Consider the following 15537-nt stretch of genomic DNA (forward strand, 5'->3'; position numbering starts at 1 on the left):
GATCAGCTAACGGTGGGCGGCGAGATCGTCCACCCACTGCGCCACCGAAACAACGTCGGCCTGCCGCGGGAACACCTTCTCGGTCAGCACCCGGTGCACCTCCGCGTCCCCGTCGGCGCAGGCGTCCGCCAGGACCGTCAGCTGGAAGTCACGGTCGGCGGCCTCCCGCAGGGTGGAGAGCACCACCCCGCTGGTGGCGATCCCGGTCAGCACCAAGTGGGACACGCCCAGCGACCGCAGCACCACGTCCAGGTCACTGCCGACGAAGGCACTCACCCTCTTCTTCAGCACGACCGGCTCGCCGGGAAGCGGCGCGACCGCCGGATGGATGCGGGTGCCGGGACTGTCCACACCAAAAGCGTCGCCGGCGGTCTCGACGAGCAGGCTGAAGGTGCGGTTGTTCGCGCTCACCTCGGGAAAGCCGGGCCGGAACGCCACCCGGACGAAGACGACCGGGATCCTCGCCCCGCGGGCGGCGGCGACAGCCCGCGCCAGACGGTCCAGCAGGACCTCGTCCCCGAACCGCTCCACCGTGCCCTGCTGCACGTCCATCACCAGAAGGGCAACGCCCATGGCTGTCCTCATTCCTGAGTATTCCTCAATCCTCTGTCTGATTCCTCCGCGCCGGCCCAGGTCCGACCGCGCCGCGCGGCAACGCTACGGCGGTGCCCGGACGGCCCGTCAGAGCCGTCGGCGCAACGCCGCGTTCAGCTCCGGGTGGCGAGGCGGCCCCTGCCTGATATGTCTGTTCCGCTGGGGTCGCGGGCGGGTTCACTGAGGTATTCGGCCGCCACGGCGCGGTTGTACCGGTCGAACATGGTGCCGAGGGTGTCCAGGTCCTCCTGGCTCCAGCCGGCGAGCAGAGCCGCCAGGCTCTCGGTGCGCCGCTCCCGGACCACCTCCATCCTGCGCAAGCCGTCGTCAGTGGGGGTGATGATGCTGCGCCGGCGGTCGGCAGGCGCGGGCGCGCGTTGGACCAGTCCGCCGCGCTGGAGGACGGAGACCTGGCGTCCCGCCGTCGAGGGGTCCAGGCCCAAACAGACCGCCAGGCTGTTGATGTCCATCGGGCCGTGCTGGTCCAGGGTGCGCAGGAGCAGGTACTCGGCCCGGTCGAGGTCGTCGTGGATGTCCGTGCGCCGGTGCAGCAGCTCGAAGTTGCGCGCCAGCACCGCCGTCTGCCGCTCGATGATTCCAAGGGCCGCGGACGTTTCGACCATGCCTGTCCTCACCTCTCCCCGGTATACCGGTACGATACATGTTATTGTCGGCATCATACCGGCTTTTCTGGGGGCCTCGCCCACGGCGGGCAGCCCCACCGGTGAAAGACGCGGGGGTGGAAATGGCCAACGGCTGGATATCCGAGACCTGGGACCGGGTGGTGGCCTCCGACCCGGGCCTGCACCGGTTGCGCATGGCCCTGTCGGCGGCCGTGGCGATGACCACCACTCTCGCCGTGGAGTACGGGTACGCGCGGTGGACCGACGCCGGCTACCAGAGCACCGTCATCGCCATGCTGCTGGGCACGGTCATGGCGATGATGGGCTCGATGGCCCTCACCGGCACCCGGACCTGGCCCAAGATCCGCACCGCCGCGTTCTTCCCGGTCGCCATCGGCGCCGGGATGCTCCCCGGTGCCGCCGTCGCCGGGCACACCGATGCCATGCTGGTGGTGTTCGTGGCGGTCATGTTCCTGGCGGTGCTGATCCGCCGCTTCGGCGTGGCGTACTTCTTCTACGGCTTCATGGTCTGGATGGGCTACTTCTTCGCGGCCTTCCTCGGTGCCCGTCTGACCCAACTGCCCACCCTGCTGAGCGACGTCGTGGTGGCCAGCGCCTGGGTGCTGCTGCTGTCGGTCACCGCGCTACGGACCCATCCGCGCCGCAACCTCGCCCGCCTCCAGCGCGCGTTCGGCGCCCGCGCCGGCGCCGTGGCCCGAGCGAGCGCGGACCTGCTCCTGTCCGATCCGGATGACCGGCGCGGCCGGGCCCGGCTGCACCGTAGGCTCCACTCGCGCCAGATGCGCCTGGCCGAGACCGCGTTGGTCATCGAGGGCTGGTCCGGCGACACGAGCGGGCTGCCACCGGGGTGGTCCGCACCCGCTCTGCGCCGACGCGTGCTCGACGCCCACCTGGCCATGGAGGAGGTCGCCACCGCCGCCGAGTCTCTGGCCCGCACCGGTGGACGCCTGGCCGGTGAGGCGGCCCACATCGCCGCGCACCTGGCCCGGCGCGAGGACCGCGACGCCGCCCAGCGCGCCCGCGCCCTGCTGGTCCTCGACCGGGTCGGCGACGAGCGGAACGGCCACGAGCGGAACGGCCACGCCGCCGAGACCGGCGGCCCCCGGCGCCGTGGCCCTTCCGGGGAGGGCGACTGCCTGGCCGGACACCTGGCCGCCGCCGCCCTGCGCTACACCGCGATCGCAGACCGGGCCGCTACGCCGCCCGAGATGGACGAGTCCGAGGAGTTCACCCCGGCGGTCACCCTCGCCCTGGGCGCCCTGCCAGGATCCGGCGCCGTTGCCGCCGACGTCCGCGCGCGAGGCAGCTGGAACCCGTTCCACCGCACCTCCCTGACCACCCGCCAGGCGATCCAGGTCGCCGTCGCCGCGACCCTGGCCATCATCGCCGGACGCGAAATCTCCCAGGCCCGCTACTACTGGGCCGTGCTCGCCGCCTTCATCGCCTTCGCCGGCACGGCCACCCGCTCCGAGACCTTCATCAAGGCCGGGAACCGGGTCCTGGGCACACTGCTGGGCCTGGGCTTCGGAGTGGCCCTGGCCCATCTGACCGCCGGACACACGCTGTGGGTCCTGGCCACCGTGGTGGCCAGCATAAGCTGCGGGTTCTACCTGGTGAACATCACCTACGCGGGCATGATCTTCTTCGTGACGATCATGGTCTCCCAGCTCTACAGCCAGCTGCACGAGTTCTCCGCGCATCTGCTCGTGCTCCGACTGGAGGAGACCGCGCTCGGGGCCGCGATCGGGATCGCGGTGGCCGTGCTGGTCCTGCCCACCAGCACCCGCGACACCGTTCAGGCCGCCCGCAGCCGCTACTTCACCGCCCTGGCGGAACTCCTCCGCGCCACCGCTGCGCACCTCGGCAGGCGGGAGGCCGTCCCCGAGACCGCCCCGGCCGCAAACCTGGACGCGCTCGCCCGCGCCGCCGACCTGCGCCTGCAGCAACTCGCCCTGGTCGCCCGCCCGCTCACCCGCACCCTCGGCCGGCCGGTGATATGGAACAACAACCCGGCCCAGGTACGTCACCGGATGACCGCGTACGCGGCCCTCACCCGACAGACCCGCGCCCTCGCCGCCAGCGCCCGTCCGACACCACAGACAGCCTCCGGCCCCGGCAACGCCCGAGCTGACCTCGCCCAGGCGGCCGCCGCCCTGGCCGAGGCGGCCGAGTTCCTTGCCGTCTCACTCCCCCGCCCCGGGCGCCCCGCTCCCGAGGTGGCCGGGCCGCTGGCCACCGCCGAGACACTGCTGCTGTCCCGCCCGCCCGCCGATCCCGCGGAACCGGAACCCACAGCAGAACAACCGCTGGCCCGACTGCGCCGACTCCTGTACGAACTCGCCATCCTCCCCCCGGTCGTCGCCATCCGCCCGGCGGCACAGGAAGGCCGTTCGGGGGCCTGGCCCGGGTCGAGCGCCACCACACCTCCCGCTCAGCGCGCTGCGGACCTCACCACCTCCGGTCCGGTCAACTCCGCCTGCCGACCGGGCGCGAACAGCACTCCGGAGTAGGCAGGTGGGGCAGTTCGTGGACGCTGCACTTGGGCAGGCCGGCTTTGCGGGCGAGGTAGTGGAAGCGGTGAGTGCCGGTTCGCCGGTTGTCTCCGGACCTGTCCTCATGAACTCTCGGACCGGTTCCTGACCGGTTCCTGACCGGTGCGAATTCGGGCAGATCGCCGACTTTGACATGCGCCGAAAGACCGACCCGGCTGGTTCGTGCACGAGTACCGACACGTCGCCTGAACTGCACAGACGGGTCGGCAGGACCAGTGTCCGAAAGTGAGCTCCGGTCGGTCTGGCGGCCTTGCGCAGCCCGCAGGACGCCCGCAAGCCTGGGTGAACCGGCTGACGGTTCCTGCCAGCCTCCGACCAGCCGCCGACCAGCGGCCACCGCCCGGCACCAGGCGACGTTGTGGCCGTTCACCGAGATATGACGCAGCGTCAATCCCTCACCGCCGCATGTCGGCTTCGTGAGCGTCACCGACCACCCTTGCGGCTGTCCGACGCGTAGCTCAGCGCCGCCCGGTAGCCGGCGCCCCCTCTTCACCGCCTGCAGGAAGGTCCCGCTCGTGCCGTCTTCCTCGACCGCCCCGCTGCTGAAGTACCGCACGTCCACCAGTCCGGCGCCGCTGCAGGCGGAGGCCGACGTCCCCACCCAGGCCACCGTCAACCTGGCCGTCCTGCCCGGGAGCCAGGCCGTTCACTGCTCCCGCATCGAGATCGCCGTCCCCGCCGACGACACCCGCGACCGGGCGTACTTCGCCAAAGCGCCGGTGCCTGCCAGCAGCAGCACTGACTGGACCTTCTCGGTCCGGAAGGACACCGGGCAGCAGTTGAACCTCCCCGGGGCTCCCACGGGCTCGTACTACCTCATCACCTTCGCGCTGCAGAACCCGCAGAGAGACCTGATCAACTACCCGCTGAACCTCGGTCTGAACGGCAGTCTCCTCTCCTCCGGCGGCCCACTCACCTACCGCATCCTGGAGCGCTCGAAGACCTCCGCGAGTGCCGGCTACACGCAGAAGTACAGCAGGCGGACCATGACGGTCGTCCAACCCGCCTTCTACTTGCACAGCTTCCTGGCCCGCGGCAGTCAGGCCGCGACGAGCGCGCCGCTCACGAGCTTCACCGCCGGCAGCCCCATCCACCTCAGCTGGGAGAGCAACGGCACCCACTTCCAGCTGTACGACGGCACATCCACCAGCCCCGTCCACCAGGGTTCCGCCACCTCCTTCAGCCTCCCGAACGGCATTGCCAGCGACACCACGTTCATCGTCGCGGCAACCGTGCTCTCCGGGACCCAGGGAGCCGCCAACGGCTTCACCCCGGTCCACCAGTACGCGACCCTCACGCTCACCGTCCCCAACCCCACCCTGGACTCACTGACCGTCCGCCAGGGCATCGCCGCCCAGTCCACGCTGATCGTGAGCGGACAGCTGTACGCCAACGACAACCTCGTCGTCAGTGAGGGCGGGAGCAGGAAGTTCACCACGGTCGGCGCCAACGGGCTCCACGTCCTGGGGGACCTCTCCGCCGACTCCCAGCTCAGTGTCGCGGGAACCCTCGTGGCGAACGGCTTCCTCGTCGCCAACAACAACGTCATCGTCAGTGAGGGCGGACGCACGAAGTTCTCCTCGGTCAACGTCACCGGCCTCCGCGTCGTGGGATCGCTCGCCGTCGAGTCGGGGCTCAGCGTCGACGGAGACCTGGTGGCACGCGGCGTACTCCACGCCGACAAGGACATCAACGTCGGCGACGGCGGCACCACGAAGTTCACCACAGTCGGGGTCAACGGCCTCCGCGTGACGGGAGAGCTCGCCGCCAAGTCCGGGCTCAGCGTCGACGGAGAGCTCGTGGCGCACGGCGTACTCCACGCCAACAAGGACATCAACGTCGGCGACGGCGGCACCACGAAGTTCACCACGGTCGGCGCCAACGGCCTCCGCGTGACCAAGGACCTCACCGCCGAGGGCATCGTCTACGCCAGGAAGGGCGTCAAGAAGTAGCCTCTCAGCCTGTCGGGACGACAGGACGTGAACCTGCGCCCCCTTGCTCCCCGGTCAGCCACGCGTCCGCCCGGCTGTCGTCCCGTCGCCCTTGACGCGCACGGCGGATAATGTCCCGAGGCCGGCAAACCGGCTGCGCCTGTGGCGCCGACCGACTGAGAGGCAGAGAACGGATGACCCTGGAGGAAGGCCGACGCGTCAGGTTGACGGAGGACCTCGGGATCGGTGAAGCAGTCGCCGGTGAGCCCGGAGCCGTCGTCGGATTCCTCTCGCTGGGAGCCGGGACCGAGGGCACCGTCGAGCGGGTGGACGGGGAACTCCCGGAGAGCGAGGAAGTCCTCGAGTACCAGCGACTCAAAGCGCTGTTCGATGCCTACGGGCACACCATGCCGCTCGCGAGTCTGGAGCGGTTGGAGGCGGAGATCGCAGCACTGGAGCCGGAGTGGGCCGCGTACCGGGAACGGGGAAGCCGGGTGACGGTCCGGGTCCGTTGGGACAACGGCTTCGTCCTCGACGGGGCGCACCAGGACATCCTCACGCCGCTGTGAGCGGGGCAGTCACGCACCGGACCGGCCTCGCACAGTGCACTCGGCGGCTTCCCGCGCACACCGCGTGCTCAGCCCATCGGCGCCGCTCCGGTGTTCACCACGGGAGACCCCACGGACGCTCGTGCCGCTCGCGACCTGCGCAGGTCCCGCGTCACAGCGATCCGCTTCAGCCAGCGGTCCCTACCGTCGTAGCGGGCCAGAAATGGTCGACGGCCGTGCACGGCCCGGTAGTTGTCCACGATCAGGAGCTCGCCGGGGGCGAGGGCGACGACGCTGCTGCAGCGCCGCAGTTCGTCCGTGAGTGCCTGCAACGCCGCCTGTGCCTCCTGGTCGTCCGGGTCGGTCCCGAGGAAGTACTCGTCGAAGGCCAGATAGGGTGCGGACGAGCTGCCGAAGAGTACTCCGGTGTGAAGTGGCGCGGGCGGTTGCTCGCCTCTCTCGGCGGCGCGGCGAAGATGCTCCTCGTCGGGAGTCAGCATGTACCGGGGTTGGGCGAGTACCCGGCGTTGCGCGGGGGTCAGCGCCAACTGGTCGACGGAGGCGTATTCGGTGGGTACCCGGTCGTCGTTGCGCAGGCAGAGCAGGCCGAGATAGTCGCAGCGCAGCGGGGAGAAGGCGTCCTCGGTGTGGAGATCGAGCACGCTGTCACTGCTGCCGGCGTTCTTCTCCTTCTCCTCCCCGCGGACCGGGCACAGGTCCTGTACGAGTTTGCCGTCCTGCACGGTGCTCCACGAGAACACCTCGCCCAGGCCCGAGGCGATCACCATGAGATAGAGCTCGTGGGCCAACGTGGTGTGCTCGACGCCTGCGGTCGTGCGCCAGTGGACGGGTGTCGGGCCCAGCGCCACGTCGTCGACGTTCCAGCCGCTGACGACGAATCCGCCGGCGGGCTCCTCGCGTCGAAACTCGTCCAGGAATCGGAGCAACCGTTCCGGCAGCAGCCGGACGGCCGCAGGCACGGCCCGGAGCAGTTCGGTGGGCTCGTCCGCAGCCTTCGGAGGAGCCGCCTCGGCCAGGGCGGCGACGGCCGCCCGCGCCTGGTCCGCCTCCTGGTCGGTGAGTCGGAAGCGCAACGGACCGCTGGAGGGTACTGGCTGGGAAGGGACTGGCAGGGAGGGGACTGCCTGGCCTGTTGCTCCGCTGGTGATCACTGGCTCTCCATTCCTGAGGAGGTGATGTCCTGAGGCCGGCTCAGCAGGTCTGTGGACGTCCTTCAGACCCGGGTTGCCAGGTAGTCGCCGATCGCGACAGCGTCGATGCGGGTTCCCAGGAAGGTCGCCAGCGCGTCCGCCGGCGAGCAGACGATGGGCTCGCTGTCGTTGAAGGAGGTATTGAGCACCATCGGAACGCCGGTGCGTTCGTGGAACTCGGAGATGAGCCGGTGGTAGCGCGGGTTCGCCTCGGCGGACACCGTCTGGATCCGGGAGGTACCGTCCACGTGCACCACCGCGGGTATCCGTGCCGCCAGTTCCGGGCGCACCGGGCAGGTGAAGAGCATGAACTGGAAGCTTGCCGAGTCCCGTCCCAGGTCGAACCAGTCCCGGGCCCGTTCGGCCAGTACGCTCGGGGCGAAGGGCCGGAAGGGCTCGCGGTGCTTGACCTTCTCGTTCAACATGTCGCGCATGCCGGGATCGCGCGGATCAGCCAACAGCGAGCGGTTGCCGAGGGCCCGTGGACCGAGCTCCATCCGGCCCTGGAACCAGCCGACCACCTCGCCTGCCGCGATCCGTCCGGCGACTTCTCCCGCGATGTCCGGGCACCGTCGCGGGGCGACGCCTGCCTGGGCGAATGCCGCGAGGATCTGCGCGTCGCTGTACTCCGGGCCCGTGTACTCGCATCCGTCGGTGGACGGCTGCGGCAGGACACCACTGGTCGCGTGCCAGACCGTGAGCGCGGCGCCGACGGCTGTTCCGGCGTCGTGCGGAGCGGAGGGGATGAAGACACGCGCGAACGGGCCCTCTTCCTTGAGCAGCCAGTTCGTGGTGCAGTTCAGTGCGACACCGCCGGAGAAACAGAGGGTGTCTGTCGGGTGGAGTCGGTACGCCTGTTCCGCGAGCCCGAGAACCGTCTGGTTGTTCCAACTTTGCAGCGTGGCCGCCAGATTGATGTGCCGCTGCTCGATCGGCTCGTCGGCACGGCGACGCGGCCCGAAGCGCTGCTCCAGCGCGTCGAAGCCGGGGAGTCGGAACTCGAAGGCGTCGTCGAGCACGTGTGGTTCGGGTCCCTCGCCGACGATCTCCGCCAGGGCGGCGCTGAAGGGACGAGGGTCGCCGTAGGAGGCCAGGCCCATGACTTTGGAGGCGTCGTAGGCGCTGAAGCCGAGGTAGGCGCTCAGCTTCTCCCAGACGAAGCCGACTGAATTGGGGTAGCGCAGGTCCGCCAGGGACTCGACGAGAGCCCCTTTGCCGGCTCCCAGCAGTGCTGTCGCCGACTCCCCGATCCCGTCGACGACCAGGACTGCGGCTTGCTCGTCCCCGCAGGGGAAGTATGCGGACGCGCCGTGGGCCACGTGATGCGGTATCCAGCGCACAGCTTCCGTGCAGTCGAAGCCGAGCAGGTCGGAAAGCCGATCGGGTATGCGTGCCAGTCCTGCCTGGAAGAGCGCCTCCCCGTCGGCGCTGCCCCAGTCGCCGGGGACGCTGAGCGGGTCCGCCCGAAAGGTGTCGCGACGTACCTCGGGATCGAAGGCGACGGCGACGAGGTCGATGTCCTCGCTCTCGAGCCCTGCCTGCTCCAGGCAGAACGCGATCGCCTCGACCGGCAGTGTGTCCGCGTTCGATACCAGAGCCGGCTTGCCGTGCTTGAGGCGATTGAAGCGTTCTTCTTCCGCGGCGGCGACCACCCGTCCGTCCATGACGAGGGCGGCGGATGACTCGTGGTAGACGCAGTTGATTCCCAGAACGCGCAACGGAGGGCCCTTCCGGAACGGGTTCCCGAATGGGCGTCACGACTCGGTTCCGCGCCCGTTCGAGGAGATCCTTTGATGACTCGGGAAGGCCATGTTCTGCGTAACTTCCGTGCTGTGGCAACACCTTGGCGACGGATCTTTCCCCGCGTCACGTCATCCAGCGCAGCCGATCCGACCTGCACGCTGTTGCCGACGGCACGTCACCATGGCCCCCTGGGCCGGCAACGCAGATGCCTTCCAGTTCGGACCGCCGGCCCGCATCCCGCTCAGGGAGCTGTCCAGCCCACTTGATCAGCCACTCCGCCGGCGTCATGATGGTCCTCCCATGAATCTTCATCTTCGCCATCTGCGCTGGCGCAGCGACGAGGACTTCCAGGCCTGGATGTCCGGCCCGATGCAGGCCGCCCCGAAGTCGGCCTGACCCCAAGGCGCGAACCCTCCCATGCCCCACGCGACCGCCCTCGACGGAACCCGTATCGCCTACCAGGTCCATGGGAAGGGCGAGGGCCCGGCCCTGGTCCTGCTCTCCGGCCAGGCGAACAACCACCACTGGTGGGACTCCGTCCGCGCCGACTTCCACGCCACCCGCCGTACGATCACGCTCGACTACCGTGGCACCGGCGACAGCGACAAGCCTGACGAGCCCTACACCACCCCCGGCTTCGCCGAGGACGTCGTCGCCGTCCTCGGCGCGCTCGGCATCGAGCGCGCCGACGTCTACGGCACCTCGATGGGCGGCCGGGTGGCCCAGTGGCTGGGCGCACGCCATCCGGAGCGGGTCCGCAGGCTGGTCCTCGGCTGCACCACCCCCGGCGGAGCCCACGGCATCGAACGCGACCGGACGATCTCGGCGGCGCTCGCGTCCACCGATCCGGCGACGGCCAAGGCCACGCTGCTCGACCTGATGTACACGCCCGCCTGGCTGGCGGACCACCCCCACGGCCCCTGGTACGTGCTGGGCGACCGCGACATGCCCGCCTACGCCCGACGCCGCCACCTGCTGGCCAGCCGCCGCCACGACGCCTGGGACGTGCTGCCCGACATCACCGCGCCGACGCTGGTCGTCCACGGCACCGCCGACCGGTTCAACCCCGCCGAGAACGCGCCCCTCCTCGCCGCCCGGGTCCCGGACGCCCGGCTGCACCTGATCCCGGACGCGCGGCACGCCTACTTCGAGGAGTTCCGCGAGGTCGCCTCACCGCTGGTGCTGGACTTCCTCGACGCGCCGTGACCTGCCAGACCCGGCCCGCCGCCCGGCCCGCCGCCCGGCCTGTCACCCGGCCCGCGCGTCACCCCGGCGGGACGATCTGTCCGGTGTTGTACTGGTTCCCATGGCCACCCCACAGAGCCGACACCCCCGGCGGAGCAGACGGCGCAGCCGGGCCGCCCGGGCGGAGACGGCCCGGCGGACTGCGACCCTGCGCACCCGGATCCGGCTGCTGATCGAGCTGACCGCCCGGGCCGGCGCCTACCGCCGGGGCCTGGTCGTCGCCGCGTCCAACCTCAGTCCGGAGGAGGCCGAGATCCTGGCCGACCTCGAGTCCCATGGTCTCCAGGTGCCGCAGCTCCACGACGTGCTCTGCGGCGGACACGTCCTGGTGGACGACCCCGCCCTCTACGAGGCGTGGCAGTTCCCCTGGGCCAGCCATCCGCGCATCTCCAGCCACCACAAGGACATCGACAAGAAGCTCTACCCGGACATCGGCATGCGCGGCCGAGTGGTCCGCGAGAAGCTGCACGGCCGCACCGCCACCGGCACCTGGATGCAGTTGGAGAAGACCCCGGCCGCCTTCGGCAAGAACAAGCTGCCGAGCGTGGACGACCTGCGGCACCTCATGGACTACGTGGTCTACCGGATCACTCGAAGCAACGTCGGCCCGTGGGGGCTCTCCCGGCTGACCGAGCGCCGTCCGCTCTACCTCACCCCGGCCCTGGCCCAGCCCACCGACCTCACCCCGCCCGTCGCCGAGGCCCTCACCGACGCGCTGCGACGGATCGAGGAGGAGGACGACGCCACCTCCGTCTCGCAGGACCTCACGCCGCGCTTCCCACCGCCCGAGCGCCCGGACCCCTCGGACGAGCTCGGCCTGGCGCTGACCGGCCGCGGCGGTCGCGGGCTCTTCGGCAACTCCGAGGTGTGGGTGAGCGAGGCGGCGCTGCCGACCACCGCGTCCGTCCTGTCCGCCGCCGCGACCGCCCGCCCGCAGCGCCTCACCGAATGGCTGACGGAAACGGAGGAGGAAGACTCCGCATGAGCGAACCGACCGCAAGCCCCGAACCCGATCCTGCACCACAGCCCGGCGACACCCAGGTCCCCGCCGGGCTGGTGTCGGCGGTGGTCCACCTGGTGGGCACCGGCGCGGTCGCGCTCGGCGCGTACACCATCGCCGAACTCACCGCCGTCGACGCGGTGGTGGACTTCCTCGCGGCCCGGCCCTCGGACGAGGTGCTGGCGGAGGCGGTCCGTTCGCTGGCCGCACGGCAGTTGCTGCTCGCCGGTGACGGACCGGGGAGGATCGAGGTGCGCGGTGACCTCGGCCTTGCCGTCACCTTCCAGCGCCGCGCCCGGCTCGTGCTGGACGCCCGCGTGGCCGGCACCGAGTCGGGCGAACCGTGGCGGATGCTGGTGCTGCCCCAGCCCGAGCGGATCTGCCTGATGGTGCGGATCGACGCGCTCGGCGTCCACGAACTCTCCCTGCACACACTGGAGGAGACACTGGGCATGGTCTCCGACTGGCTCCCGCGCGGCTCCTGGGCCGACGCGGACGGCCATACCGACCCGGACGCGGTACTGGCCGCGGCCGAGCGCTCCGCGCTGCTGACCGCCGTCCACTACAAGGCGGTGGGCTCCGCCGAGACCGCCGAGTCCAGCACCGACCTGGTCCTTGCCCGCCGCAACGGTCGGCTGCACGCCTTCATCCGCGACCCGCAGGACGCAACCCGCCTCGTCCCCAGCCCGCGCGCACGCGGCCGGGGCCTGCGCGAGATCGTCGCCGCGCTGCTGGACCAGACCGTGGCCAAATAGCCTTTGAGCACGGCGAGTTCAGGGCACGGTGAGTTCAGGGCGCGCTGAGTTCAGGAGGCAGTGGGTTCAGGACGCGCTGACGAGCTCCAGCGCCGCCAGCACCTCGGACCGGCTGGGCGCTCCGGCGGAGCGGCGGGCGACCCGGCCGTGCCGGTCGAGCACCAGCACCGTCGGGGTGCGCATCACGTCCGCCCGGCGGACCAGGTCCAGCCGCTCCTCGGCGTCGATCTCGACCAGCCGCACGCCCGGCCGGTCGGCCGCGACCTCGCCGAGCAGCCGCCTGGTCCCAGGGCAGTTGGCACAGAAGTCGGTGGAGAACTGCACCAACGTCGCCTGGCCGCCAAGCGGTTCGCCGAGGTCGGCGCCGGTCAGGCGCAGCGCCGCGCCCGGCTTGGCGCGCCGCATCCTCCCGTCACGCGCGGCCCGTACCAGGCCGAAGGCCGTCGCCGCAGCCAGGACGACGGCGAGGACGAGCAGTCCGGTGAGCTCACTCATGAGAGCCGGGCCCGGCTCCGGACGGCCAACAGGTAGACCTCGCAACCGAGGCAGTACCCGAAGACCGCGTTGAGGAAGGCCGCGGCGAGCGCCAGCGCCGTCGCGGCGACGCCCACCCACAGCGCGCCGGAGAGGTAGCCGACCGTGCCGACGAGCGCGAAGGCCAGGCCGACGGCCTGGGCGAACCGGGGCGGACGCTCGTCCTCCAGCTCGGTCGGCGGCCCGAGGCGCGGGCGCACCAGACGCCGGAAGAGGAAGCCGTACGGCGAGAAGCGCAGGCCGAGCACCGCGCCGAGCGCGAAGACCACGCCCTGCGCGGCGAGCAGCGCGCCGCTGCTGGTCACCAGAGCGAGGGCGAGGACCACGGTGGTCAGGGACGCGGCGAAACGCGGGCCGCGGGGATCGATACGGGACGTGCCGGAGCTGCCGAGAGGCATGCGGGGACTCCGAGAGGTTCGAGGGTGCCGGGGGTTCCTTGGGGAGGGGTAATCAGGAACGACGACACGCCGCAGACCACACCCGACCGAAGTCGATGTGGTCCCGGGTCACCAGGAACGTCGCTACAGGCACGCGTCCATTGGAACACCGCCCCCAGCTCAGGTCAACGCACCGCAGGTCAACGCACCGCAGGTCAACGCGCGTGCGACGGCGTCCGGCGGCGGGTGAGGTCCTCCAGCAGCGCCACCGCGTGGCTCGCCTGCCCGTAGGGGACGAAGAGGTGGTCGTGATGGAAGCCCGCGACGACGTTGCAGCTGAGCCCGGCCTCGGCCAGCACGTCCGCGACGGCGGCCGTCATGCCGACCGCCTCCAGCGCGGAGTGGACCCGCAGCGTGATCCAGCCCGCGACGTAGTGGTACGCGAGCCCGGCGGCGTCGGCCTCCTCCTGGGGCACGACCACGGTCAGACCCTCCGGCTCCTGCACCGTCACCACGGGCCGGACCTCAGCGGGCACCGGCCCCGACAGCGTGCAGAACACGTACGCGCCGGGGTGGAGCTCGGGCTTCATCTCGGCCAGCAGCTTGTCCAGCCTGATCTCACCGGTCATGGCTCAAGGCTAGGTGCGGACCCGGGTCCCCGCCTGCGGACGTGCCCTCTGGTCCGGTCAGCTCGGCTTCACCCCGCGCACCAGGCCAGCGCCGAGCAGCGCCTCGTGTGCCTGGCGGACCCCACGCCGGACCCGCTGCGGATCCGGCGGGCCGCCCGGGGTCTCCTCCAAGCCCTCCACGAGTTCGAGCAGCGCCTCGCCCAGGGCCTGTGCCCGCACCTCCAGCCGCGCGACCCGCTCGTCCAGGGTCGTCGCCTCCACTGCTGTCGGCACTGCCGTGTCCGTCACCGGCTCCGGCTCCGTCACCGTCACCGTCGCCGTCGCCGTCGCCGTCGGCTGCGGCTGCGGCTGCGGCGGCCGCTCGTCCGCACCCGTCGCGTCCGCGCCTGTCGCGTCCTCTCCGATCCCCGAACCCGCAGGGCTGATCAGGCCGTAGTGTCCGTCGTAGCGCGCGTAGAGGACGGCCCCGCGACCGGAGGCCGGGTCGGCGAAGAAGAGGAAGGGGTGGTCCGAGGCGTCCAGGCTGGCCCTCGCCTCCGCGACAGTCAGCACCGGCGCGGCGCTCTTGAGCACCGTGACCTGGACCGTCGGCGGGATCAGGCCCTCCGGGTCGGGAGCGACCTGGGCCAGCCGGAACGGGCCGGGGCCGAAGCGGTAGAGCACGCTGTCCTGGCCGCTGCCGGACTCGGTGAAGAGGTGGAAGTCGAAGTCCATCGTCTCCAGGGTGAACGCCGCCTGGTCGATGGACTCGCGCACCAGGGCGACGTCCTTGTGGCGGCTGATCACACGCTGGTCGGCGGGCAGTTGCACCCTCGTGGGGCGGCGCAGCGGCTCGATGCCCTGGCGCCAGTCGGTGATCCCGGAGCGGTCGCTGTCCGGGGCGGCGTGCCCGCGCCGGGCCCACTCCATCCGGGAGAGCTGGATGTCGAGCCGGTCGCGCAGCACGGCGATCGCCTCGGCCATGGTGTCGGCGGCGACCTGGGCGCGGACGGTGCCGCCCTCGACGGCCAGCACCGCCTCGGCCATCGCGGGTCGGCCGGTGGCCTGGCGCGTCCGGCTCAGCCGGACGTCAGCCGCGCGCGCGTGCTCGCCGGTGTCGTTCAGCAGCTCCTGGACGGTCGCGCGGGCCAGCTCGGTCGTGGCCGAGGACAGCTCGCCGCCCAGCACCGTCACCTGCAGATCGGGCGAGAGCCCGCTCGGAACGTCAGTGGTCATGTCTCTTCGCTCCGCTCGTCGCCGGGGCCGTCACCTTCGACGGTAAGGCGGGATGGCCCCCACGTCGCACCGGCAAGGTCCCTAACCGGCCAAACTCCGACCATTGCCCCGACATTGCCCGGCCACTACCCGACGCCTGCCCGGCCACTGCCCGACGACGGAGCGGTCAGGACGCCCCGGAGTTGGTCTGTGCCGGGCCGCCGTTCCCCTGCGACGGCGGCTGCACGCTGCCGCCGCCCGTACTGCCGACGCTCCCCCCGGTGTTGCCCGTGTGCGAGCCGCCGCCACCGTCGTGCGAGGGGACGAGCTTGCCAAGCGCCGAGAGATTGGGCAGGTCATGGGCGTAGCCCAGGCCCAGGAGCAGCGCGGCGGCGGTGGAACCGATCGCGGTCCAGCGGGTCACACCGCTCACCCGATGCAGTCCGATGGTGCGGCGACGGGCCCGCTCGCTCGCGGACACGGGCCCGGACCCGGGTATGGCTGCGTTCATCGCGGCCCCCTCACCTCTGCTCTCTTCAGTGTGCTTGAGTGACCGTCAACCTGAGGTTCGAACCGGCTT

15 protein-coding genes are annotated in these 15537 nt (G+C 71.1%); 6 read left to right on the forward strand and 9 right to left on the reverse strand.

Annotated elements, in window-relative coordinates:
- Window positions 1-6 precede the first annotated feature (6 nt).
- Both ABH940_RS06775 and ABH940_RS06780 read right to left on the reverse strand, forming a co-directional pair.
- Window positions 7-573 (reverse strand): cysteine hydrolase family protein, encoded by a 567-nt coding sequence (locus tag ABH940_RS06775; protein ID WP_370104693.1) that lies wholly within the window; start codon window positions 571-573, stop codon window positions 7-9.
- 134 nt (window positions 574-707) lie between these two features.
- The gene (locus ABH940_RS06780; RefSeq protein ID WP_370104695.1) at window positions 708-1217 is read right to left on the reverse strand and encodes a MarR family winged helix-turn-helix transcriptional regulator; all 510 of its coding nucleotides are present in this window, start codon (window positions 1215-1217) and stop codon (window positions 708-710) included.
- Window positions 1218-1339: 122 nt separating this feature from the next.
- On the opposite strand from ABH940_RS06780, the gene ABH940_RS06785 reads away from it, so the two are divergent.
- The 3 genes from ABH940_RS06785 to ABH940_RS06795 all read left to right on the forward strand — a co-directional run bounded on the left by ABH940_RS06785 (window position 1340) and on the right by ABH940_RS06795 (window position 6290).
- Window positions 1340-3748, forward strand: a complete 2409-nt coding sequence (locus ABH940_RS06785) for an FUSC family protein (RefSeq protein ID WP_370104875.1) — start codon at window positions 1340-1342, stop codon at window positions 3746-3748.
- A 557-nt stretch (window positions 3749-4305) separates the two neighbouring features.
- Window positions 4306-5742 carry a hypothetical protein gene (locus ABH940_RS06790; RefSeq protein ID WP_370104696.1) on the forward strand — a complete coding sequence of 479 codons (1437 nt, stop codon included), beginning with the start codon at window positions 4306-4308 and terminating at the stop codon, window positions 5740-5742.
- 173 nt (window positions 5743-5915) lie between these two features.
- Window positions 5916-6290: a hypothetical protein gene (locus ABH940_RS06795; protein ID WP_370104698.1), complete on the forward strand. Its 375-nt coding sequence runs from the start codon at window positions 5916-5918 to the stop codon at window positions 6288-6290.
- A 68-nt stretch (window positions 6291-6358) separates the two neighbouring features.
- Here ABH940_RS06795 and gntD read toward each other — a convergent pair whose 3' ends face one another.
- Complete coding sequence (gene gntD, locus ABH940_RS06800) at window positions 6359-7363, reverse strand: guanitoxin biosynthesis L-enduracididine beta-hydroxylase GntD (RefSeq protein ID WP_370104700.1); 1005 nt, start codon at window positions 7361-7363, stop codon at window positions 6359-6361.
- Window positions 7364-7503: 140 nt separating this feature from the next.
- Window positions 7504-9198 carry a carbamoyltransferase gene (locus ABH940_RS06805; protein WP_370104702.1) on the reverse strand — a complete coding sequence of 565 codons (1695 nt, stop codon included), beginning with the start codon at window positions 9196-9198 and terminating at the stop codon, window positions 7504-7506.
- Window positions 9199-9640: 442 nt separating this feature from the next.
- Between ABH940_RS06805 and ABH940_RS06810 the strand changes: the two genes are divergently transcribed.
- The 3 genes from ABH940_RS06810 (at window position 9641) to ABH940_RS06820 (ending at window position 12223) form a co-directional block, all read left to right on the forward strand.
- Window positions 9641-10429, forward strand: coding sequence for an alpha/beta fold hydrolase (locus ABH940_RS06810; RefSeq protein ID WP_370069327.1), 789 nt, complete (start codon window positions 9641-9643; stop codon window positions 10427-10429).
- Window positions 10430-10529: 100 nt separating this feature from the next.
- Window positions 10530-11453, forward strand: a complete 924-nt coding sequence (locus ABH940_RS06815; protein ID WP_370069325.1) for a hypothetical protein — start codon at window positions 10530-10532, stop codon at window positions 11451-11453.
- Window positions 11450-12223, forward strand: coding sequence for a hypothetical protein (locus ABH940_RS06820; RefSeq protein WP_370069323.1), 774 nt, complete (start codon window positions 11450-11452; stop codon window positions 12221-12223). The genes ABH940_RS06815 and ABH940_RS06820 overlap by 4 nt, the downstream gene beginning before the upstream one ends.
- Window positions 12224-12289: 66 nt before the next feature.
- On the opposite strand, the gene ABH940_RS06825 is transcribed toward ABH940_RS06820, so the two are convergent.
- From ABH940_RS06825 to ABH940_RS06845, 5 genes are all read right to left on the reverse strand, one after another.
- Entirely contained in the window at window positions 12290-12718 is a 429-nt protein-coding gene (locus ABH940_RS06825; protein ID WP_370069321.1) for a TlpA family protein disulfide reductase, read from the reverse strand.
- Window positions 12715-13155 (reverse strand): DUF4395 domain-containing protein, encoded by a 441-nt coding sequence (locus ABH940_RS06830; protein WP_370069319.1) that lies wholly within the window; start codon window positions 13153-13155, stop codon window positions 12715-12717. The genes ABH940_RS06825 and ABH940_RS06830 overlap by 4 nt, the downstream gene beginning before the upstream one ends.
- A gap of 194 nt (window positions 13156-13349) precedes the next feature.
- Entirely contained in the window at window positions 13350-13763 is a 414-nt protein-coding gene (locus ABH940_RS06835) for an ACT domain-containing protein (RefSeq protein ID WP_370069317.1), read from the reverse strand.
- A gap of 57 nt (window positions 13764-13820) precedes the next feature.
- Window positions 13821-14978, reverse strand: coding sequence for a sigma 54 modulation/S30EA ribosomal C-terminal domain-containing protein (locus tag ABH940_RS06840; RefSeq protein ID WP_370104704.1), 1158 nt, complete (start codon window positions 14976-14978; stop codon window positions 13821-13823).
- Window positions 14979-15144: 166 nt separating this feature from the next.
- Window positions 15145-15468 carry a hypothetical protein gene (locus ABH940_RS06845; RefSeq protein WP_370104705.1) on the reverse strand — a complete coding sequence of 108 codons (324 nt, stop codon included), beginning with the start codon at window positions 15466-15468 and terminating at the stop codon, window positions 15145-15147.
- Window positions 15469-15537 lie beyond the last annotated feature (69 nt).

It is taken from the genome of Streptacidiphilus sp. BW17 (assembly GCF_041262485.1).
Taxonomy (GTDB): Bacteria; Actinomycetota; Actinomycetes; order Streptomycetales; family Streptomycetaceae; genus Streptacidiphilus.